The sequence below is a fragment of the Cyanobium sp. Maggiore-St4-Cus genome (assembly GCF_024345615.1).
Taxonomy (GTDB): Bacteria; Cyanobacteriota; Cyanobacteriia; order PCC-6307; family Cyanobiaceae; genus Cyanobium_A; species Cyanobium_A usitatum.
Genome location: NZ_JAGQBL010000017.1, coordinates 1 through 21364, shown reverse-complemented (window position 1 = coordinate 21364; position 21364 = coordinate 1). Strand labels below are relative to the sequence as shown.

Annotated in this window: 22 protein-coding genes; 7 read left to right on the top strand and 15 right to left on the bottom strand. The window is 59.8% G+C overall.

Going from position 1 to position 21364, the window contains the following annotated elements; translation table 11 throughout:
• Positions 1–269: 269 nt before the first annotated feature.
• The 3 genes from KBY99_RS13560 (at position 270) to KBY99_RS13550 (ending at position 1770) form a co-directional block, all read left to right on the top strand.
• On the top strand, positions 270–950 hold the full coding sequence (locus KBY99_RS13560) for a Coq4 family protein (RefSeq protein WP_254999577.1): 681 nt from the start codon (positions 270–272) through the stop codon (positions 948–950).
• Between the two features lie 148 nt (positions 951–1098).
• Positions 1099–1401, top strand: a complete 303-nt coding sequence (locus tag KBY99_RS13555; protein WP_254999576.1) for a hypothetical protein — start codon at positions 1099–1101, stop codon at positions 1399–1401.
• A 57-nt stretch (positions 1402–1458) separates the two neighbouring features.
• A complete protein-coding gene (locus tag KBY99_RS13550; RefSeq protein ID WP_254999575.1) occupies positions 1459–1770 on the top strand; it encodes a hypothetical protein in 312 nt (103 codons plus the stop codon).
• 126 nt (positions 1771–1896) lie between these two features.
• Here KBY99_RS13550 and KBY99_RS13545 read toward each other — a convergent pair whose 3' ends face one another.
• The 3 genes from KBY99_RS13545 to KBY99_RS13535 all read right to left on the bottom strand — a co-directional run bounded on the left by KBY99_RS13545 (position 1897) and on the right by KBY99_RS13535 (position 3970).
• The gene (locus KBY99_RS13545; protein ID WP_254999574.1) at positions 1897–2340 is read right to left on the bottom strand and encodes an EamA family transporter; all 444 of its coding nucleotides are present in this window, start codon (positions 2338–2340) and stop codon (positions 1897–1899) included.
• A gap of 120 nt (positions 2341–2460) precedes the next feature.
• Positions 2461–3159, bottom strand: a complete 699-nt coding sequence (locus KBY99_RS13540; RefSeq protein ID WP_254999573.1) for a cupin domain-containing protein — start codon at positions 3157–3159, stop codon at positions 2461–2463.
• A gap of 448 nt (positions 3160–3607) precedes the next feature.
• Positions 3608–3970: an AbrB family transcriptional regulator gene (locus KBY99_RS13535; RefSeq protein ID WP_254999572.1), complete on the bottom strand. Its 363-nt coding sequence runs from the start codon at positions 3968–3970 to the stop codon at positions 3608–3610.
• A gap of 1044 nt (positions 3971–5014) precedes the next feature.
• Here KBY99_RS13535 and KBY99_RS13530 point away from each other — a divergent pair.
• Entirely contained in the window at positions 5015–5557 is a 543-nt protein-coding gene (locus KBY99_RS13530; protein ID WP_254999571.1) for a DUF1579 domain-containing protein, read from the top strand.
• 72 nt (positions 5558–5629) lie between these two features.
• On the opposite strand, the gene KBY99_RS13525 is transcribed toward KBY99_RS13530, so the two are convergent.
• The 3 genes from KBY99_RS13525 to KBY99_RS13515 form a co-directional block, all read right to left on the bottom strand.
• Positions 5630–6280 carry an SGNH/GDSL hydrolase family protein gene (locus KBY99_RS13525; RefSeq protein WP_254999569.1) on the bottom strand — a complete coding sequence of 217 codons (651 nt, stop codon included), beginning with the start codon at positions 6278–6280 and terminating at the stop codon, positions 5630–5632.
• Positions 6281–6417: 137 nt separating this feature from the next.
• Positions 6418–8220 carry a flavin-containing monooxygenase gene (locus KBY99_RS13520; protein WP_254999568.1) on the bottom strand — a complete coding sequence of 601 codons (1803 nt, stop codon included), beginning with the start codon at positions 8218–8220 and terminating at the stop codon, positions 6418–6420.
• A gap of 78 nt (positions 8221–8298) precedes the next feature.
• Positions 8299–8460, bottom strand: coding sequence for a hypothetical protein (locus KBY99_RS13515; RefSeq protein ID WP_254999567.1), 162 nt, complete (start codon positions 8458–8460; stop codon positions 8299–8301).
• 123 nt (positions 8461–8583) lie between these two features.
• Here KBY99_RS13515 and KBY99_RS13510 point away from each other — a divergent pair, with 123 nt between their 5' ends.
• On the top strand, positions 8584–9507 hold the full coding sequence (locus KBY99_RS13510; protein ID WP_254999618.1) for a DMT family transporter: 924 nt from the start codon (positions 8584–8586) through the stop codon (positions 9505–9507).
• Here the strand turns inward: KBY99_RS13510 and KBY99_RS13505 are convergent.
• Positions 9504–10442 carry a substrate-binding domain-containing protein gene (locus KBY99_RS13505; RefSeq protein WP_254999566.1) on the bottom strand — a complete coding sequence of 313 codons (939 nt, stop codon included), beginning with the start codon at positions 10440–10442 and terminating at the stop codon, positions 9504–9506. The genes KBY99_RS13510 and KBY99_RS13505 overlap by 4 nt on opposite strands.
• Positions 10443–10485: 43 nt before the next feature.
• Positions 10486–10827, bottom strand: a complete 342-nt coding sequence (locus KBY99_RS13500; RefSeq protein WP_254999564.1) for a hypothetical protein — start codon at positions 10825–10827, stop codon at positions 10486–10488.
• A gap of 28 nt (positions 10828–10855) precedes the next feature.
• On the opposite strand from KBY99_RS13500, the gene KBY99_RS13495 reads away from it, so the two are divergent.
• Positions 10856–11683 (top strand): shikimate dehydrogenase family protein, encoded by an 828-nt coding sequence (locus tag KBY99_RS13495; RefSeq protein ID WP_254999563.1) that lies wholly within the window; start codon positions 10856–10858, stop codon positions 11681–11683.
• 97 nt (positions 11684–11780) lie between these two features.
• Here the strand turns inward: KBY99_RS13495 and KBY99_RS13490 are convergent, their stop codons facing one another.
• Complete coding sequence (locus tag KBY99_RS13490; RefSeq protein WP_254999562.1) at positions 11781–13382, bottom strand: SGNH/GDSL hydrolase family protein; 1602 nt, start codon at positions 13380–13382, stop codon at positions 11781–11783.
• Between the two features lie 420 nt (positions 13383–13802).
• Here KBY99_RS13490 and KBY99_RS13485 point away from each other — a divergent pair, with 420 nt between their 5' ends.
• Positions 13803–15425, top strand: coding sequence for a mechanosensitive ion channel family protein (locus KBY99_RS13485; protein ID WP_254999560.1), 1623 nt, complete (start codon positions 13803–13805; stop codon positions 15423–15425).
• 52 nt (positions 15426–15477) lie between these two features.
• Here KBY99_RS13485 and chrA read toward each other — a convergent pair whose 3' ends face one another.
• From chrA to KBY99_RS13455, 6 genes are all read right to left on the bottom strand, one after another.
• On the bottom strand, positions 15478–16824 hold the full coding sequence (gene chrA / locus KBY99_RS13480; protein ID WP_254999559.1) for a chromate efflux transporter: 1347 nt from the start codon (positions 16822–16824) through the stop codon (positions 15478–15480).
• 421 nt (positions 16825–17245) lie between these two features.
• Positions 17246–17671: a cupredoxin domain-containing protein gene (locus tag KBY99_RS13475; protein WP_254999558.1), complete on the bottom strand. Its 426-nt coding sequence runs from the start codon at positions 17669–17671 to the stop codon at positions 17246–17248.
• The gene (locus KBY99_RS13470) at positions 17671–19761 is read right to left on the bottom strand and encodes a copper-translocating P-type ATPase (protein ID WP_254999557.1); all 2091 of its coding nucleotides are present in this window, start codon (positions 19759–19761) and stop codon (positions 17671–17673) included. The genes KBY99_RS13475 and KBY99_RS13470 overlap by 1 nt, the downstream gene beginning before the upstream one ends.
• A gap of 233 nt (positions 19762–19994) precedes the next feature.
• Entirely contained in the window at positions 19995–20270 is a 276-nt protein-coding gene (locus KBY99_RS13465) for a hypothetical protein (RefSeq protein WP_254941910.1), read from the bottom strand.
• A gap of 6 nt (positions 20271–20276) precedes the next feature.
• Complete coding sequence (locus tag KBY99_RS13460) at positions 20277–20498, bottom strand: DUF3721 domain-containing protein (protein WP_254999555.1); 222 nt, start codon at positions 20496–20498, stop codon at positions 20277–20279.
• A 42-nt stretch (positions 20499–20540) separates the two neighbouring features.
• A complete protein-coding gene (locus tag KBY99_RS13455; RefSeq protein WP_254999553.1) occupies positions 20541–21236 on the bottom strand; it encodes a DUF305 domain-containing protein in 696 nt (231 codons plus the stop codon).
• Positions 21237–21364 lie beyond the last annotated feature (128 nt).

The window sequence follows — 21364 nt, the reverse complement described above, 5'->3', positions numbered from 1 at the left end:
TAAGGGGAGGTGGTAGCCGTATGGTTATGAATACAGCCTAGGGATATCGTTACAAGTCACTTGGCGTTCATCCTGGCCGGACGACTTAACGCAAAGCGGCCACTCTGGAAATGGAGATTAACGTCTCACTAGATGGAATGATCTCGAATGTTGAATATAATAGATCGGTTCGTGCTCGTATGAATCCTTGAGCCTTATGTCCACTGCTCCACCACTGGCTCGTGAAGGTGGAAAGTATCAGTCATGCTGGAGGCAGTTGAGATTGGTTTATGTCGCGCTTTGGTGAGCTGCTGCGGGCGGCCAACAACCTCAAACTGCTTGCCGCGATAGGTCGCAGTGGCGGCGATCTGAACTCGATAGCCGATCTGCTCGACAACATGATCGATAGCCCCCAGATGGTCGATTCGATAAGGCGCTTTAAGGCGGTGGCTGGTGGAGCAGAAATGCTCGAGCAGCGCTTTCCGCCGCTGCAGCCCGACATCGAGCGGCTGATCCAGCTTCCAGTGGGGAGCTTGGGCCGCAGCTACGCCGAGCTGATCCGCAGGCTCAACTACGACCCGGAATTTTTCCGGCCGCGCCCGATTGATAGCGAGGCCCAATGGCTCACCCAACGGGTTGCCACCACCCACGACATCCACCATGTAGTGGCTGGCTTTGGCACCTCAGCAGCAGGCGAAAGCGGCGTGCTGGCGATCACCGCCGCTCAAATCGGCTTTCCCGCCTATGTGCTGCTTACCACCGCCGGCCAACTTGCCAGCTTCCGCCTTCAGCTGCAGCGCTATGAGGAACTAGCCCAGGCGGTGGCTCACGGCATGGCGATCGGCCATCAGGCCCACTGCTTGATGGCGGCCCGGTGGGAGGAGGGCTGGGAGCGGTCCATTAGCGATTGGCGCCTGGAGCTGGGAATAAATGATCCGGCTGATGGCGCGGCCTATGGATTGTCTGCCTAGAAATGAGGCTTATGGCCCTCCATCTGAGCCACTAAGGCAGCTGCTTCTGTTTGATCCCGCTGACAGCAGGCTCCATTGGCTTGCAGCTGCGCCAGGTTTGTGTACGAGCGCTCTGCAGCAACCCCGAGCGCCCGCACTCAGTATTTCCATGACAACCGAAAAATTTGGTTTCAGGCCCATCGAGCCTGAAGCGGACTTGGACAAGGCGGAGCCCTCTTCGGTTCTGTACGGCGCTCCCGCTGGTGCGATGCAGCCAGATCAGGACTACCGGCTTCTGGAGCACTCCTATCGCAATTCACCTGAATACGCAGCGATGGTGGAGCGCTATCCCCTACTAAGGAGCTTGATATCAGCCTGCGTTTCTTCTGAACTGGTTGGTCATCCGCTAGTAATAGCTTGCGTGGAGCAACCTACTCTGACGCTGCAGTGGGATCGTAGCCACGGTGAATAATGTTTAGGTAATCCTCTCTATGGTCTATGCTCCACTATTCACTTGATATCTAAGAGAATGTCTGAGATCGAGGAAATCAATAAGCTGGTCACTTTTGGACTTGTAGACGGCAAGCTTCGGATTCTGCAGGTCAATGCAAACGTCTGGGGTGATGTTGTTGGGAGTATTCAGGGCAGTGTTCGCGGCGATATATATGGAGACGTTGAAGGAAGTGTAGAGGGATATGTCGGACGCGATGTTGGCGCAAATGTTGGTCGCCATGTTTTAGGTAATGTTAATGGCAATGTTGAGGGAAGCGTTTGGGGGGATATCAAGGGCGATGTATGGGGTAATGTTTTTGGAAAAGTTGAGGGTAATGCTGAAGAGTAGCGCCGCATTCTCTCTGGCTTTGATGCTTCCTGAGTGTTTTGGGGATCAGGAAATGATAAATCTAATTTTATCAGCTTGGCGGCTAATATGATGGACTATTGCTAGCAAGATCATCTATTTTGGAATCTATTCGGCTAGTGATAGCAGCAATCCTCCTCCGGCGATGAGCAATAGTCCTGCCCAGCCAGTAGCTGAGGGGCGTTCGCCAAGAAAGGCGAATCCGATAAGGGCTACAAACAGCAAGCTGAGGCGGTCAATGGGCACCACTAATGACGCATCTCCCTGTTTCAAGGCCCTAAAAAAGCAGAACGAAGACAGGCCACTGGCAATGCCGGAAAGGGTTATGAATACCCAAGTCTGTTGTGATAGTTCAAATGGATTGCTCCATTTGCCGGTTGCAATGATTAGCAACGGCAAGAATATTGATATGACCACTGTGCGGATAAGGGTGGCTAGGTCGGCCTCAATGTTTTCAAGCCCTACTTTGCCGAGTACGGCAGAAGCGCTAGCAAAAATTGCTGAAAGTAAAGCCCATGTAAGCCAAAGGGGTAGGGCTGGAAACGGGCTCATTTGAATCTATTTTCCGTATCGGTATTGCATGTTTCATTCTAGCCAAGTACCTCTATTGAAATGTGAGCAATCAAGCCCGCAAGGTTGCGCAGCGTGCCCGCCTCGGTCTCAGGAAGGACGTCACCGCTTTGATTCGTGCACCCTGGCGCTCTGCGGAGGCATCGTCTCCGGTAGATGGCCGGTCTTAACCCAGATCGTGCAACCGGTTTCGCTCCATGGCCTGTGCACGCTGCCGGGCGGATTGCGCAGCCAGCTGCCAGCCGGATATGTGCCGTATTCGTCCTTGAATACCCCAACTAGCACCAGAATCTCCTCCCCACCTGGATGGCTGTGGGGCTGAAACACCGTTCCCGGGGCCCATCGCACTAGGGCTAGTTGTTCAGAGCCAAAGGCGTGCAGAGGCAGCACATCCAACCCCCTGACTAGACCTGGAAGCCAGGCTTCTTTATGGGTGTTTATCACCAGCTGCTGCTGATCTGCCGGGTGCATCTGGTGCAGCTTGACCAGAATGGTGCAGCCCGCCACGCTGAATGGAGCATGGCTGGAGCCAGCGGGGTTGCGCAGGTAGGTGCCGGCTGGGTAGTCGCCTTGTTCATCTGAGAAAGTGCCCTCCAGCACCAGGATCTCCTCGCCGCCGCCATGAAGATGGCGCTCGAAGTGGCTGCCTGGGGCATAGCGCACGATCGAGGTTGCCCTGGCTACCTCGCCGCCATTGCGGTCAAGTAGGCGCCGCTCCACCCCCGCCATAGGGGTTTGGTTCCAATTGAGATCATTGGTGTCGAGCACCGCCCGCTGACTGAGGTCTGCATGGAGCTCCATAAGCTGGATTCTGGCCCCTAATGGTCGAAAGTAGTAGCTATTGGTGCAGTCTTCTAGTCCAGTCGCGCTGCTGGTGACGTGCCCCCCCTCAGCCTCATACCGCCTATTCAGTCGGGTGGGGCCTGAGCCTACCGATCACTCCTAATTAAGAATGTCGAGCCCGGCGACCAGGACTCGGGTCTGAGGGAGAGGGCTCCGTGCCGAGGGAATAGATCGGATGCAGATTTCAACTAGCCAGGGGGCAGAGCGCTGCTATTGCTCCATCGATAATGGCTATGAGCCTCAATCGCTTATGCCATTGCCTGGGTGGAACCGATCACTGAAAGCGACCACTCCACTGCGCCAATCGTTGTTGATGTATCCGCACCAAGGGATTGCAGGCGGTTATGCCGGCACCTATTTGCGGGCGCCGGTTTTCACAGCGCATGAGATCACGGCTGGTGTCTCCTCACTCCTCATCTGCGCTGCCCAGGGGAATCAGCTTGATCTGCTTACGGCCAAGCTTGATCTCGAACTCATCGCCGGGGAGTAGGTCGAGCACGGCTGTATAGGCCTTGCCCACCAGCAGATTGCCGTTGCCCTGAACAGTTGCCACATAGCTAAGGCTGCGCCCACCCTTGCCCCTTCCGGCGGTATCGCTGCCGAGGCTTACACCCTTAGCGCCCAGCAGGGCCTCATAGAAAGCGGTGAAGTTGAGGCGCTCGCCGCCGTCTTTTTTGGTGCTCACATAGCCGCACTCACGCACGAGCTCTGACTTGGAGACATCGCCCAGTTCCTTGACCTTGGCGAGCAGGTCGGATCCGGTAATCATCTGATAATGGCGTTGTCTTCTGAATATACCAAACCTACATGCGGTGTCAATCCACTACATCTGCAGGCAAGGCTTTACCTCCACTGGCTTCAATGTCAACCAACAATGCAGTTACGCGATATTGCAAAAGGCGACTGTCAGAGCTGGGTTTCACAGGCGTCTCCGTCCCCGCTTCCACCGAGATAGCTGTGTCCTTGGCGTTGTACCCGCTCAGGTATGGGCGCTTTCAGTTGCATCGATGTAGGCCATCCGAACGATGAGTGTCTTACCCGCCTGACGCACCCGGATCGGGGCCCCATCACCAGTCGGGAGGACGGTCGCACTGACGATGACCTGGACGCAGATTGCTAGGCGGCCGGTTCAACCGCTGCCCAAGGGGGACGGTTGCCCGCTCGGTTGCTGCAGCTTTGGCGCCTGCTGTGTGCCGAGCAAAGGCAGCAACACCCGCGGCATCATTAAGAAAAGTGGTGCTGGTTATCCGTTGGGTTGGTATTCATCAGGAAGCTACTGCGTGAATAGCCGTTGATACCTTAGTGACCCGATTCTAGCTCTAGTGCGTCGGAAGGGGGGCTTGGGTTGCGAGATCCTGCGCTATCTCAGTGAAAAAATGCCCACAACATTATCTTGAGGCTCTATGGCAAAAAACAATCGACCGTCCTGTTTTCTGAATGATATCTTGGGGCGTGTTTTTTAGGTGTATCTGATGTATTTAGTGAAATCAAGTCATTGCGTCTGGCGACCTGTTGGGATACCTTGCAGGCGGATTGGTCATGCGATCATCCGATTCCATCCTTGCCGTCGCACAGCCGATCTTGTCAATTGTGAGAATCTAACCCTAATGAGCCTTGGACTGATGGCATTAAAGCCAAGGAGTGATGGCACCTTTGCGCATGCCTCCTTGCGAAATGTTTCCTTGCGTCTGGCTGGTAACCCAGTGTAGTTGACAGACGTGCGAGAATTGATTTCTAATTGCGTGCAAAGTATATTATGATTGCGGATTGCTTGAGTGGAGCAAGGCGAGTATTTGGAAGGCTTGAACTATCTTTGCTTGAAACCACTGTTTCATTATCTGCTTCGGCCTGTCTTTTCATGGCAGTCGCCAGTGGGGCAGGAGCTAGTGAGTCATCGATGGAATTTCAAGCCATTGGAAAGCGACTCATTGGCACCTGGGCCGGATCTGGTACCTACTCAAGAGATTATCCCGGAGTTGGCAAAAAGGGTGATAAGTTCACCAGCAGATCTACTTGTCGCTGGGCGGCAGGTGGCTCGGCGATCCTGTGCGAAAGTGTCTCAGGAGATGCCAAGAAGGGGAATGGCATGCAACTTCTTTATTGGGACCCTGCAAAGAAAAAGCTGCGGATGACCGTTGTTGATTCCGCCGGCAACTTTGATCAAGGGATTGGTTCGATAGAGGCGGGAATGCTTGAGTGGTCAAGTTTCGGAAATTTCGCCGATGGCCGATTAGTAGTGTATAGGTGGAAAACAACTTTTAGCAACGATGGCAATACCCATGTTCACACTGGCTTTGTAAAGGTAGACGGTGTACAGAGTAATTTCTCTGACACCCTGAAACGGGTTGGTAGGTAGCGTTGGAACTTGCAGTCTTGTCCTTCGTGGAGCATTGAAGATCAATAAAATCGCGATATAAGCATCGCCATGTTATGCGGCATCGCCTATCAAGTCCTTGACTATCGGCGCAAGAGCCAAGGCCAACTTGCGATGGCCATGGGCATCCAAGTGAATGCCATCCTCTGCCACAGTCACCACCTGATTGCAGTCGATAAAGCTGCAGCCGAATTGGGCGCATGATTGCTCGTATTGAGCAGGCAGCTCAGCGGAGCGAGCCATTGCATCTTTGAAATGATGGGCCATGAGCTCGGACATATTTCCAAACCTTGGTGGCGCAATCACTAAAATTTTTGGTGAGCCCTTATCGAAGCTGGTGGCGCTATTAATAGCTATCTGCAAGAGTGAGCTAATGCCCCTCGCTGATTCGTGAGCCGATGCATTTAGATGGTGCTTTAAATCATTGGTGCCAAGCATTATTATTAACAGATCAAGCGGCGCGTGGCTTTCGAGAAGCGCCAGAATTGTGGTGCGAGCATTTCGACCGTCTCGAAATGGTTCTTCAAATACTGTAGATCTCCCATTAAGGCCCTCTTCAATAACGTAATACGACTCTCCTAGGGATTCTTGCAGAACTCCGGGCCAGCGTTCAGTGCGAAGAAGGCGACCTGCAGTGAGCGGTATGTATCCCCAAGTATTCGAGTCACCAAAGCAGAGTACTGATTTTTCTCTTGTCACAATCATTCCAAGTCGAGGCCTGACGATTGCTTAGTCGCATCCGCATCAACTGGCAGCGATAGCTTCACAAACTACAAAGTTGCAAGCTTCCGGCTGAGCCTATCCCCGGGACTGCAACCGCAGCGGCACCGGACAGGCTCGCTTCAGCTCTGATGGAAGCTGGGAGCCAGGCCGTACACCGGCGTGTCAAGCCCGGCGAGGCGCGCCTTGAGCTGCAGCGCCAGATAGAGGGAGTAGTGGCGGCACTGGTGCAGGTTGCCGCCGTGGATCCAGAGGTTCTCCACCTGGGTGGGCTTCCACATATTGCGCAGCTCTCCCTCCCACGGGCCGGGATCCTTGGGGGTGTCGGAGCCCATCCCCCAAACCTTGCCCAGCTTGTCGGCAACTTCGGGGGAGATCAGCTCCGCCAGGAATCGGTTCATTGAGCCGTAGCCCGTGGCATACACCACCAGATCAGCCTGCATTTCGCTGCCGTCGCTGAGCACCACCGAGTGGGGCGTGAGTCGGTCGATCTGCACCCCGCTGCGCAACTGGATGCGGCCATCGGCCACCAGCTCCGAAGCGCCCACATCGAGGTAGTAGCCCGAGCCCCGCCGCAGGAACTTCATGAACACCCCCGAGTCGTCGGAGCCGAAATCGAGCAGGAAACCGGCTTTCTCCAGGCGCGCATAGAGGTCGGCGTACTCGACGCGCATCGCGTCGTAGATCGGCTTCTGCCACTGGGGCAGCAGCTTGTAGGGAATCGAAGCGACCGCCATGTCCGACTGCTCGGGGGTGATGCCCCGCTGCAGCGCCTGCTCCGAATAGGAGCCCGCGAAAGCGAGCTTCTCAAGTGCCGGCACCGGCGCGATCAGCGTGGAGCTGCGCTGCAGCATCGTCACCGCGGCGGCTCCAGATTCCCAGAGACCGGCGGCGATGTCGTGGGCGGAGTTGTTGGAGCCCACCACCACGCAGCGCTTGCCGCGGTAGGCGTCGGGGCCCGGATGGGCGCTGGAGTGGTGCTGATCGCCGGCGAAGGCCTCGGCACCGGGAATCTCCGGAACACTCGGGTAGCCCGACACCCCAAGGGCCATCACCAGATGGCGGGGCCGCAGCTCCACCGGCCGGCCATCGCGCTCGGTGAACACCTGCCAGCGGCCCTGCTGCGGATCGAAGCGGGCGCTGCGGGCCGGCGAACCACCCCACACGTTCAGGCCCATCACGCTCGTGTAGGCCTCCATCCAGTCGGCTAGCTGATCCTTGGGCGTGTAGAGGGGCCAGCCCTCGGGGAAGGGCAGATAGGGGAAATGGCAATAGTGAACCGGATCGTGCAGGCAGAGGCTCTTGTAGCGGCGGCGCCAGTGGTCGCCTGGCCGGGGCAGCTTCTCGAGCACCAGGGTGGGCACCTCCAAATAGCGCAGGCGGGCCGCCAGGGTGAGGCCCGCCTGGCCGCCGCCCACGATCACCACATCCGGCTGCTCCGTCACGCCCAGGGCCTGCCGCTCCACTTCGCGCAACTCCGCCCACGACTGCCGACCCGGATGCACGCCATGCTCGGCGCCGACCGGCCGCCGCTCACGCCGCCGCTCCTCGTGGCCCTTCAGTTCGTCAAGGGCGGTGAGCAGGGTCCAGGCGCGTCCGTCCTGCAGACGCACATGGCCGCTACAGCGACCTACCCGCGTCTGGAAGCCGAACCAGGCCTCGATACGCCCCTCGGTCTCGCTGGCTTCGCCCCTGAGCTGGAAAGCATGGGGTGCCACATCCGCCAGGCGGGCCGCCAGCATCGCCGCGATCGCCGCGGGTCCCTCCTCGGTGCTCAGGTTCCAGGTGAAGGCCACCAGATCGCGCCAAAAGCACTCCGGGCCGAACAGGGCCAGCACGGCCTGGGAGTCGCCGGAGGCCAAGGCCTCAGCGAACGAGCCCAGCCACGCTTCGGCTGCGGCTGTGGGAGAGGAGGCCGGCGCCATCGGGAACAGGGATCAGGTGCCTTCCAAGCCTGAACCGGCGGCCTGGATCACTCCCCAGTTGCAACCGTTCCTCACAGTTCAGGCTGCTCCGATGCGAGGAATACCCTCCGCTTCCTGGCTGCGGCCATGGGCACCAGCGCGCTTCTTCAGCAACTGGACCATGGCGTCATCGACGCCGCTATGCGGCCCCGCCTGCAGCAGAAGCGCCTCAATGGGTGGCTTGCTGAGCGACTGGAGCACTGCAAGAAATCCAGCCCGGGTATACGGCGGCGAACCTCAGGGATATGCAATTGATATGCTGGTTGTTCTGGAATTCGGTGAATGATTCCATCCAGATTGGCGCCTCTGGCTCTCTTGGGTTATGTGCTCTTGCGCGGCTGTGATGCCAGTGTCCTGAAGTGGTTGCAGGAAAGAGGTGCCGCCACTCTGCTTCGAACAGCAGGTGGAGAGGATCCAATCAGCTTTGGCAACGTCTTTTTCTTTTCCAATCTGGCCACGGGACTGGTTGTTTTGCTGCTGGGCCGGAAGTGTCTGAAGAGTCAAATACCACAACTTGTGCTTCGCGATAGAAGCCTTTTATGTTTGCGTGCGGGCCTAGGTAGCCTGATTGGACCGATCTGTTATTTCCTGGCACTTCAAAGATTGACCGTGATCAGCCAGACGTTGCTGTTCACGTTGATTCTCCCCGTCACTGCGCTGCTTGCACATCTGCTCCTGCGAGAACCTCTGCCCAAGCGATTCGGGTTTAGTTTCGCGTTGCTGCCATTGGGATTGCTGATCACTCGTAATGTTGATCCCTTGTTATCTTCCGCTGCGCCCTGGAGTGGCCTTGATCCTGTCGGTCTTGCCTTGGGCTTGCTCAGCGTGTTGGCCTTTTCTGCTTCCGGGGTTCTGAATCGGGTAGTGGTGGACAAGGGTTGGGGTGCAGGCCTGACTATTGGCCTGACAAATCTGTTAGCAGCATTGGTATTTGGGACGATCACACTTGTTTTTTATGGTCCAGAGCAGTTTCTTCATATGCGCTGGTGGTGGTTGCTTGGTCTCCTTTTGGTATACACAGCTTGCATTAATCTCGGCGGTGAACTTCTGCTATTGATGAGTTATCGTGGGCTGGGCGCAATAACGGTAGCTCTGTGGGGAAATGCAGGAATATTCGTGTCGTTAGTGAGTGCCTATCTGCTGCTTGGCGAAGCACTCAATGCGCGTACCTTGATGGGGGCTTTGTTGATTTTGGCGGCATTACTTATGGCAGGCGCGAAGCCAGTTAGCAATCCTGAGGTGGCCTAGCGCACATAGCCAGCGCTACGCATCAGCTTTTGTGCCTCATCGGAGACCAGGAATTGAATGAAGGATGCGGCTTGTGGATCCGCAGATGACGACACAGCAATATTCAGATCTCTCCAAATACTTCGATTACTCGAGATGGGAATTGCCTGGAGTACCTCGGGATTGTCAACGGCCCATTCAGGCCAGGTGATCCAGGCGTCGGCATTAAGCTCCTTGAATGCCTTAAAGCTGGCACCAGAACCCGTTGAAAAGGCCACGATATTGCGGCGAAAGCGCTTGACATCTTCCAAATTACCTAGTCGCCCGGCTATGTCTTCCCAAGTGCCCGTGCCAGAGGTATTGGCAATACCAGATCCTTCGGTGACAACGATGCGGATGCCTGGCTGGAGCAAATCCTCAAACCTTTGAATGCGAAGTGGGTTTCCAGTCTTGACAGCGATGATGGCAGGACGTAGATAGATTGGGACAACATCTTTCGAAGGAAAGCTGGGAAATGATTGCAGAAATGCGGTCATTGATTGTTCTGATGTTCCCCAGATGATGTCCGCATCGTCCTGTGCTTTTCGGGACCATGATGGTTCTGGTCCGCAGGTGATCGTGACACTCAGGTCGTTGCTCCGCTCCCATGCATCTGCCACTTTGCGCAAGGCATTTTGCGGGCCGCAGGCACCATAGAGTCTGATCACACCATCTCGAGCCTGGTTTCCGTTTGCTGCTGTGGGAGATGGCTGGCTATGAGCCATGGACGCAGCAGGAACCAGGATGTAAGTGAACGCCAGAAGGGTGAACAGAATTCGAAACATAGCAGCCTCAGTGTTTGATTTAGTGATAAACCTTGATCTTTTTAGAAGCGCCAATGGGGGCCTATTGGCGTTAGCAATACTCCTTGTTAAAAGGGAAATCATTTCAGTGAGTTCTGTAATGGACTTGGTCATTTTTATATCGGCCCCACTTTTGCGATTAAATCAATAATTTACGTTATTCGCTGCAAGAGGAGATGTTGGCTGGAGCACAATTTTTTTCGTCCCTCCCATTTTGAATCAGAGAGTCGCCCGGTTCAAAAGCTTTGAAACCTGCTGGTACAGATAGTGAGAGGGCGGCCGTTTGATTGCCGATGGCTTCGGTCCAGCGTGTCATGCTGACAGGGAGTAATGCAACCATGCCTTTCATTAAAACTCCTCTTGGGGTTGACTTTTCATTAACAAGTATGTCTTTAAGCCCGGCACTAAGCTGTCCCCTGGCGATATGAACAACTACTGCGCAAGCCAGTTGATGGATTGCCAACTCTTTATTTCGCGCAAAGCTGGTTAAAAATGTCATTGCTGCCTTGATCCCTCCCCAAAAGCAGATGACCGGGATGCTTGGTCATCCCGTGGCCGCGAGCCCGATCGACCGCATGTTCGATGCCGTGTATGCCCACTACGGCCTGCACTGGCAGTTTTGGAAGAATGACATCGCCAGCGAGGCGGAGCTGTACCTAGCGGTGAAGGCTTTGTCACCCTTGGGCTATCGCGGTATGGCGATCACAGTCCCCTACAAGGTGGCGGTGATCCCGCTACTTGATGCGGTGGATGATGACGTGCGCGCCATCGGTGCCGCCAACTACCTCACCATCGAGAAGGGCCGCCTGACCGGCCATAACAACGACGGCAAGGGCGTGGTGAAGGCCATCGAAAAGGTGGCGCCGCTTACTGGTCAGCGGGTGGTGATGTTGGGGGCCGGAGGGGCCGGCAGGGCAATGGCAGTTGAGATGGCCTGGGCCGGTGCTACCCATCTCACCCTTGTAACGCGCCGCCAGGAACAGGGGGAGGAGGTGGCGGCCACCGTAATGAATGCTTCCGGGGTGCCGGCGGTGTGGCAACCATGGCAGGGGGAGGTGCTTGTACCAGAGGGCACCACTCTGTTATTGAATGCCACCCGTCTCGGGTGCGCACCGGGGCTAGAGCCGGTGCCCGTGCTCTGGGAGACGGTAGATCCCGCCTGTGTGGTGGTGGATGTGATCACCAACCCGCGCATCACACCCTTCCTGTCTACGGCACTGGAGCGGGGCTGCCCGATAGTTAATGGGGTTGAAATGCTTGTGCAGCTTGCGATGCAGATCTTTCAACGCTGGACAGGCCTAAGCCCTGAGGAGGAGGTATTCCAGCGGGCGGTAGCTGAAGCCTTGGGCGAGTGAGCGAGGCCCACAATCTGCACTGTGCCCTGCTTATCAATTGGCTGGGTCGCGCGACCCAAGCCAATGGCTCCGCCAGCGTCAGTCACCACCCAACCTTTCAGCTGATCCACTCGGGGTTGAAGCTGCTCACCCCAAGCAACTGAATGAGCAGGTCGGCCTTGCCATCGCCGTCCACATCGCCCTGCAAATGCCCATCGGCGAACCGCAGTTCAGGCGCAGCCTTGCTGAAGCGACTGGAGCCGATGTACTCCCAGCCTGGATTGGCGAAGGGATCCGTACCGTCCAGCACGGCGGTGATTCCCAGCCGATCGCCCTGCCGGCCGTTGAAATCGGTGATCGTGTCTCGCCAGAGGCTGGAAGCATCGTTGCTCTGATAAGAGAAGAAGTCTGCTCCCTTTCCACCGCTGAGCCGGTCTGAGCCCTGGCCTCCCTGCAGCCAGTCGGTGCCCTCGGCGCCGCTCAGGGTGTCCTGGTCCTGGCCGCCCCAGAGAGCATCGTTGCCTGTGTTGCCGAGCAGGAGGTCGTTGCCGGCACCGCCGATGAGCTCACTGTTCTGCCGTGGGGCCAGTAGGCGGTCTTGCCCTGAGGTGCCTTGTTGCTGGTAGGTGAGGGTGGCGGCGGCAATGGCCTCGCGGTTGCTCTCGAGCGTGAGGGCCATGGCCTGGGCTGTCATCGCCTGGCCGCTTTCGGTGTTGTGAACGTCGTCGAAGTAGAGATAGGCGTTGGTTTCCTCTGTAGTCAGATTTTGATCCTCGGCCTGGGCATAGCCCAGGGTGTTCTTGATTCCATAGCTGGCGAAGTTGCCCAAGCGGTCGCCGTAGGTGTCCCAGTTCGTTCCGAACTCGGGTGAGAAATAAATCACCGTGGCGTAGGGGAACTGTCTGCCGACCTCCTGCAGCATGGTGGCGTATTCGGTCTGGAACTCTTCCAGTCCACCACTCTCCACAAAGCTCTTCCAGGGTATGAGCCATTCAGAGCCCGGTTGGCTGGCCTGTTCCAGAAGGTTGCTCAAGAAGGGCATCTGGTAGGCCACGCCATCCACTTCGCCTTGGAAGTCCGCCAGGCCAAAACTCATCAACTGGCGACTGCCTCCAGCCCTCAGCTGAACCGTGAGATTCTGGCGCATGTTCTCGATCACCTGGTCTAAGACGGCTTCAATGGCCGGGTTTGCCTGGATGTAGGCAATCAGCAGATCGTTGGAGCCTCCCTGGATCAGGGTCAGTTCGTTGGAGGCAGGCCGAATCCCTTGCTTCAGGGCGGCTTTGATCTGATTTTGAACCCCCGTCTGCGCCAGTTTGGGGAACAGGGTTGACAGAGACACCGCCCCGATGCTGAGGACGTCGTAGAGGCTGGTGGTTCCGCTGGTGGCCCCACCGATGGCAAAGGATGGCGCCCTTCGTGTCCCAAGGGTGGGAGTGGCGACAAAGGTATTGACGACCTGGTAGAAGGGCGAAGGGATGCCAAGCGCCGCTGGAGGCGTTGTTGAAGGTGTCGCGATGCCCAGGTCTGTCCTCAGGCCGAGCTGGTTGCCGAAATTGGCATTGCTCCAACTGACGCCACTCCAGGCCGGTTTTGCGCTGGCCGCCAAGACCGTCTTCTGGAGATAGGCGGCGTAATCGCCATAGGACGTCAGGCTGTCACCGAAGACGTAGAGTTGTTGAAATAGGCCCTTAATCTTTGGCTTTGAAGTGGTCGCCATGGAGGTTTGAGCGGCTTGGTTCGATGGTCGGAGTTGTGGATCGATATGTGCTAGGAGGCCCATCAATACAGAATAGACTTACTGCTGGTGAGGATCGATGCGGGTTTCATTCTGCACCATAGGGACTCCACTTTTAGATCCCCCTTTGCATAGCCGTTCCTTGATTCGCAGTGGTTGCTGACATGAATTTGCATTGAGCCTTTCGCTGATCTTTAAGGCCATCGCTTCAATTCGTCCTTACTGGACCGGTGCCAGGTGAGCAGCCAGGAAGATGGCGCAGCCTTGCCAGCTCGGGGCCCAAAGCGATCGGAACTCAATCAGGAAGGAGAAGATAGGGTCCGTTGACGTTCTAGTAGAGGCATCGTGGGTCATTTAGAGCCCTTGGGCCTTCGCCCACGCCCCAGATGGGCGTGCTTCCTCTTGCCCCTGCTGGTCGCTCTGCTGGCGACGCAGTTGCTGGTAGCGGCCCCCCTTACCCGAGCTGCTGACGCCCCGACCCCGGCCTACATCGAACTGGATGGCCGCCGGGTGCTTGAAATCCGGGTCGCCGCCGGCGCCCAGACCCCAGCGCACTTGGCCAGGACAGCTAGCCAGCGGCTGGCCGAGCTGGCCGCCAACTATTCGATCCAGCCCGAGCAGATCGTCCTGCAAGAGGACCCGCCTTACAGCACCATCGGCGTGATGCGGGGCGAAATTTTTGAGCCCCGCCTCTCAGTGGATGACCGCAACGCGGCCCGCTTTCAGCTCAGCCGCCAGCAGCTTGCCCAGCGCTACCTCGAGCAGATCCGCGCGGCGATCGTGCGCCACCGCCAAACCCACCGCCGTTCGGACTGGTTGCGGGGGGGCGCGCTGGCCCTGCTCGCCCTGGGTTTCTACATCCTGTGGCTGCGAGGCCAGATCGCCCTCAACCGGCGCTTGGAGCGCTGGATCAACGACCCCGCCAACCGCCGGATCCGGGGGCTGCAGGTGGGGGGTAACCAGTGGCTCACCGCCGATCAGGAGCGCAGCCTCCTCGATCCCCTGCGCCGGATCGTGCACGGGGCCGTGCTGCTGCTGGTCAGTTACCTATCGATCCCCCTGTTTCTGGGGCTGTTTCCCCCCACCCAGGCCCTCTCCGAAACCCTGCGGCGCCAGATCACTGGCCTCGTGGTGAGCGGTGCCCTGGCCGTTTCGAGGGCCATCCCCGACCTGATCTCCGTGGCGGTGATCCTGGGTCTGGCCGTGCTGCTGATGCGGGCGAGCAACGCCTGGTTCCGGGCGGTGGAGAAAGGGAACCTTCGCCTGAGCTGGTTTTATCCGGAATGGTCCCGGCCCACAGCCCGGCTGGTGGGCATCGGCATCCTGCTGCTCGGTGTGGTGGCCGCCTACCCCTACATCCCAGGGGCCAACAGCAAGGCCTTCCAGGGGGCCGGCCTGTTCGTGGGCGTTTTGGCGGCCCTGGGCTCCAGTGCCGTGGCAGCCAACCTGATCGGGGGGTTGATGCTCACCTACACCCGGGCCTACCAGGAGGGCGACCGGGTCAGCATCAACGGCACCGTCGGCATCGTTCACGACTCCGCCCTGCTTGTGACCCGCCTGCGCACCCCCCGCAACGAGGTGGTGAGCATCCCCAACGCCACCGTGCTGGGGGCCTCGATCATCAATTACAGCCTGGCCCGTCGCGAGATCGCCCAGCCCGTGGTGATCGCCACCACCGTCACCATCGGGTACGACGTGCCCTGGCGCCAGGTTCACCGGCTGATGCTGGATGCTGCCGGCGCCACCGCAGGCATCAGCCAGGAGATCCCCCCGTTCGTGCTCCAGACCTCACTGAACGACTTCCACATCAGCTACGAGCTCAGCGCCTACGTGGTGGATGTGGACACCTACCGCAGCACCCTCTCAGATTTGCTGGGGGCCATCCAGGACCAATTCGCCGGCGCTGGCGTCGAGATCCTCTCCCCCGGCTATCACGCCATGCGCAACGGCAACGGGAGCACGGTGCCTCCCTGGCCTGCCAAGTCCTTTGGCACCCCCACCCCTACTCCGCCCGCCGCCGGCTGAGCAAGCAAATGCCCGGGACCAACGCTCCGGGCTTTGTTGTCTCTGCAGTCGATCAACTTGAGAGCGCTGCCACCCCTGCCAGCAGTGCACCAACGGCCGCCGCTGCACCGATCACCTGCAGCACGCTCCAACGCAGCCGCAGCTGGGCAAACAAGGCGGCAGCCACCACCAGCGCCGCCCAGGGATTGAAGGCGCCGGCGGGCCAGAGCACCGGGCCGGCGAAGAACAGCGCCAGGCTGGCGATCACCCCCACCACCACGGCAGTGATGGCGCTCAGCGGCGCGCCGAAACGCAGGTCGCCGCGCGTGGCTTCCACCAGAGGTGCCCCGGCCAGGATGAAGCCGAAGGAGGGCAGGAAGGTGAACCACACCGTCACCAGCACAGCTATCAGGGCGAGCGGCCAAGGGCCAGAGCCGGAAGCCAGCGACTGATTCCAGCCGCCCATGAAGCCCACGAAGGCCACCACCATGATCAGTGGCCCCGGGGTGGTTTCGCCTAGGGCCAGGCCATCGAGCATCTGGCTGGCCGAGAGCCAGTTGAACTGCTCCACCGCGCCCTGGGCCACGTAGGGCAGCACGGCATAGGCACCACCAAAGCTGAGCAGGGCCACCCGCGTGAAAAAGCGGGCCATCAGCGCCAGGGTGCCGCTCCAGCCGCCGGCAATCGCCAGGGCTGCAAGGGGCAGTAGCAGGGCCAGGGCCCAGATCAACAGCGTCACCGCCAGCCGCCGCTTTGAAAAGCGCGCATGGTCCGGCGAAGCGGAGTCATCGTCATGAAGAGCGCCAGGTCGATCCTGCTGGGAGTCGCTCGATCCGGCCCCGTGGGGCTTGCTCGCCACCAGCAGGTTGGGCCGCCAACGGGCGGCGCCAAGGCCGATCAGGCCAGCGGCGATCACCACCACGGGATAGGGAAGCTTGAACGCCGCCAGAGCCAAGAAACCGGCAATCGCCAGGGCCACGAGCAGGGGCGTGTGCAAGGTTCGGCGGCCGATGCGCCAGGCGGCCATCAGCACGATGGCCAGCACCGCGGGTTTGAGCACGGCGAACACCGAGGCCAGCAGCGGCAGCTGCCCCCAGAGCGCATAGACGCTGGCCAGGGCCGTGAGCACAAACACCGAGGGGATAATGAACAGCCCCCCGGCGATCAGGCCACCGGGCACGCCGTGCATCAGCCAACCCAGGTAGGTGGCTAGCTGCATGGCCTCTGGCCCCGGCAGCAGCATGCAGTAATTGAGGGCGTGCAGGTAGCGCCGTTCCGAGAGCCAGCGGCGCTGGTCCACCAGCTGGCGTTGCAACAGGGCGATCTGCCCGGCCGGCCCGCCGAAGCTCACCCAGCCCAGCTGGAACCAGAAGCGCGAGGCCTCGGCGAGGCTCACAGGGCTGACGGATCCAGTGGTCACGGGCGTGGGCAATGCGGGCACGATCAATATCAAGGCACAGGTCAACGCAAAGGAGTCTGGGCAGCGGGGGCGGGCCTAACCCCATGGCGGCTGCGGGCCTTGAGCAGCACCGCCTCATCGAGGTAGGGCCACTGGCGTAATGCGGGCGCCATGCTCCAGCACAAAGCGGATCTATTCCAGCTGCACACCGGGGAAGCACTCAACGAATTCGGTTCCGGTCATGGAGAACCCCGTCTTCCAGGTTTTCAAGCAGGGCAGCTACCGGGACCCTGGTGCCGCGAACCTGGTGCCGCGGAACATCCAGGCTCCCTTTGCCTGCCCAAGCCTCCTGTCGACGGCTGTTGCTTCTCTGCGTTGGCAGCCTGTGAGTGCAAATTGGCTCGTTTCTGTTTTAGCCAGCTACCTGGGACACCCTCGTCCCTCACTTCACTTCCAGCACTCCTCGCACCATGTTCATGCCGCAGTGGAAGGGATAGACGCCGGCTTTTGTGGGGGGCAACTCCAGGCTGGTGGTGGCATCAAGGGGCAGATCGAGGCTTTTGTGGAAATCGGGGAAGATCACCTGGGCCAAGCAGCTGCTCGGATCGACCCGAAGAAAGGCAAGTCGCATCGGCTGGCCGGCCTTCACATTGATTCTTGAGGGTGCGTAGCCGCCATCCACAAGGATGGTGATCTCCTGCAATCCTGCCCCGCTCTGGCGGGCCGCCACGCCACCGCCATGGCGACCCAGAAACCACCAGAGCTGCCAGGCGATGAGAAGCAAGCCAACCATGGCCACCAGCCCTTTGAGGGCCACGGGTTGATCGATGGTGCGCCAGAGGGGCGCTGCGGCAGCAAGGATCAGCATCAGGTGGTTGGAAGAGGTAGGCGCGCGGGGCGGAAGTTCCGCAGCCTCAGGGCATTGCTCACCACCGACACCGAGCTGAAGGCCATGGCGGCGCCAGCGATCATCGGGCTCAGCAACCAGCCGGTGAGCGGAAACAGCAGGCCGGCGGCGATCGGGATGCCGGCCACGTTGTAAGCGAAGGCGAAGAGCAGGTTTTGGCGGATGTTGGCCATCGCGGCGCGGCTGAGCTCGATCGCCGCCGGTACGCCGGCCAGGTTGCCGGAGATCAGGGTGATGTCGCTGGCGGCGATCGCCACATCGGTGCCGGTGCCCATGGCGATGCCCACATCTGCCTGGGCCAGGGCTGGGGCGTCGTTGATGCCGTCGCCCACCATTGCCACCGGGCCCTCTCCCTGCTCCTGCAGCTTGCGAATCACCGAGGACTTGTCGGCGGGACGCACTTCGGCGATCACCCGCTCGATCCCCACCTGGGCGGCCACCACCTCAGCGGTGCGGCGGGCATCGCCGCTGAGCATCACCACCTGCAGGCCCAGACGCCGCAGGCCAGCCACCGCTGCCGCTGAACTCGCTTTGAGGGGATCGGCCACGCCGAAGCAGGCCTCGATCCGCCCGTCCACCACCACGGCCGCCACACTGCAAGCGGCGGCCTCAAGACGCTCCACCAGGGGCTGGAGGGCGGCGGTGTCGATGCCCAGTTCCTTGAACCAGCGGGGGGTGCCGACCCGCACCTGCTGGCCGGCGACCACCCCCTGCACGCCGCGGCCGGCCACTGCCTCGAAGTCCTCCACCGCCGGGAGTTCACTGTCCTTCAACTGGCTGCGGGCGTAGGTCGTGATCGCTTCGGCCAGGGGATGCTCCGAGCGGGATTCAAGCGCTGCCGTGAGGGCCAGCAGGGTGTCGGCCGGCAGCACGCCACCGGCCAGCCGCTCGAAATCGGTCACCTCCGGCTGGCCGCGGGTGAGGGTGCCGGTCTTGTCGAGCACGATGGTGCGCAGCTTGCCGGCCGTTTCCAGGGCTTCGGCGCTGCGGAAGATCAGGCCGTTCTCCGCCCCCTTGCCGGAGGCCACCATGATCGAAGTGGGGGTGGCCAGGCCCAGGGCACAAGGGCAGGCGATCACCAGCACACTCACCAGAAACAGCATCGCCAGCACGGGATTGCCGCTGATCAGGAACCAGACCACAAAGGCGGCAATAGCCAGGGCGATCACCACCGGTACGAACCAGCCCACCACCTGATCGGCCAGGCGCTGCACCTGGGTGCGGGAGCTCTGGGCCTGGCGCACCAGCTCCACGATCTGGGCCAGCACCGTGTCGGCCCCCACCCGGCTGACTCGGAAGGTGAAACTGCCGCTGCGGTTCATCGAGGCGCCGATCACGGCATCGCCGGCAGCTTTGGCCACGGGCGTGGGTTCACCGGTGAGCATCGACTCCTCCACCCAGGAACTGCCTTCGCTCACCTCCCCATCCACCGGGATCTTTTCGCCGGGCCGCACCTGCACCAGGTCACCGACCACCACCATCGACACCGGAACTTCAACCGGTTGTCCATCCCGCAGCACCCGGGCGCTGGGGGGCTGCAGCTGCAGCAGCCGCCGGATCGCTTCTGAGGTTTGGCCACGGGCCCTGGCCTCCAGCAGCCGGCCCAGCAGCACCAGGGTCAGGATCACCGCCACGGTTTCGTAGTAGACGTCGGCGGGCAGGCCTTCCGCGATCAGCACCTGGGGGAACAGGGTGGTGAACAGCGAGGTGAGGTAGGCGATGCCGGTGCCGGCCGCCACCAGGGTGTTCATGTCGGCGAAGTGCTGCCGGAAGGCCGAGACGGCGCCGGTGAAGAAGTCACGCCCGCACCAGAACAACACCGGTGTGGTGAGGATCAGCTGGGTCCAGGGGCTTGTGAACCAGAAAGGCAGTAACGGAAGGCTGTGAAGCCCCAACATGTGGGGCAGGCTCGAGCCCATCACCAGGACGGTGAGGACGGCAGCAACGCTGACCTTGCGGCGCAGCAGGGTGCGCTCCCGGGCCAGCTCCCGCTCCATGCCGTCTGCCGAAAGGGCTGGTCCCTCGGCTGGGCCGGGGGAACGGGCGCTCATTGTGTGCTTGACATAAGAGGCCTGCCGTCGGCGCGGAGCTATCTCTTTAAGCTAGTGATGTCCAGTTCGATGGAGAGCCATATCCCGTGATTTTCCTATTCTTGCTCTTGATATTTCTCCTTTGAGCTCAGTTATGTAGCAAGTGAATTATATTGATCGCCGAGTAAAATAATCTCCGGATAATAGCGCTGCAGCTTGATTGTCTCGAAGTTGTCCGTGTGGATTTCCAGCACTCAGGCCCTAGCCCTGCGGCTTGAAATCAGCAGGGCCAAGCCGGAACCAATGACCATAAGCGTGAACAGCCCCAGTAGCCCTGAGTAAAAGGGCTGCAGATTCAGCGGGCCAAAGCGACCGGAGTGAATCTTGAGCAGCCAGAAGGCGTCGATTCCCTGCTCGAGAAGCAGGCTGTAGAGCGAGCCGGTGGCGGCGGTGAGCAGTAGTGGTGCCGCCGCGATCGGCACTACCAAGCGGTGCAGCTGACGCCAGCGAGTTTTAGGCAATACAGGCATGGCGTTTTAGTGGTGACGCAGGTGCTGGTGCAGGGTTGCCTCATTGCTGCAGGGCATCCACTTACCGCTGTTCTGGTGAGTGCCTGTGCAGCCGAGCTCCTTGGCCCTTTGCTCAGCTTGCTGTTGATTGTCGTAAAGCCCTTTGGGGTGGGCTTGGCTGGCAAGTGGTAATGCCGCCAGGGCCAGGGCGATCAGGGCCATGCGGCTAGTCATGGAGAAGAGATCCATCAGAGGTGAATCGATCAGATCAAAAGAGTCAGATTAAAAGAGTTAGAAGCGAAAGAGTGCGTCGTATTGGCTGTACTCCGGCTTGATCAATCCCTCCAGGCGCAGCATGCGGCGCACCTCGATGATTTCAGCGCGCTGGGCCACTATGATATCCCGCGCTAGCCGGCGCACGGTGGTATCGCTGCTCTTGTTGAGGGCGTCGTGGGCCATCTGCAGGGCACCGCCGTGGTGGGCGATCATCCCCTCGAGAAACCACCCCAACCGGTTGGCTTTGGTGGGGGTGGAGCCCATCATCTGCATCGCCTGGATCTGGGCAGCGCCCATGCGCTCCAGGCTGCTCATGGAGTTGGGATCACCGCCCGGCCTGAGGGCCACGGGATAGACCGGCGCGTCTGGATACCAGGCCTTGCGCCACTGGGCCATCGCCTTGATCTCGCGGGCCTGCTCGCGCCAGATGCCGTTGGCCAGGGCGCCCACCCCGGGGTGGCCGATGTTGAACACAAACTCACTCATCCGCAGCGCACCGGTGTGGTGCTGCACCATTGCGTCGAGCCAGCGCAGGTCGTAGGTGGCACCGGCTGGGCCGACGTCATGGCTATGGCTGGCGTCTGTCTGGCTGGGGGAAGCGGCAGCAGGGGCCGCCTGATGGTGGTGATGGTGCTTGTGGGGATCGCCCTGGGCCAGGGCCGGGGCGGTCCAGATCCCAGCAAGCAATAGCGATGCAGCGAGGGAACGCATGGGTATGAAGTTGGCTGTGTTCCTACGATGGGGTCTCCCCTTGGTGGAGAGTCAAGTGGCCGCACTTCAGCTGCCCATTCGGGCGTTTCCGTAAAAACGATCCGCTTCTATTGCGATCAGGGACTGCT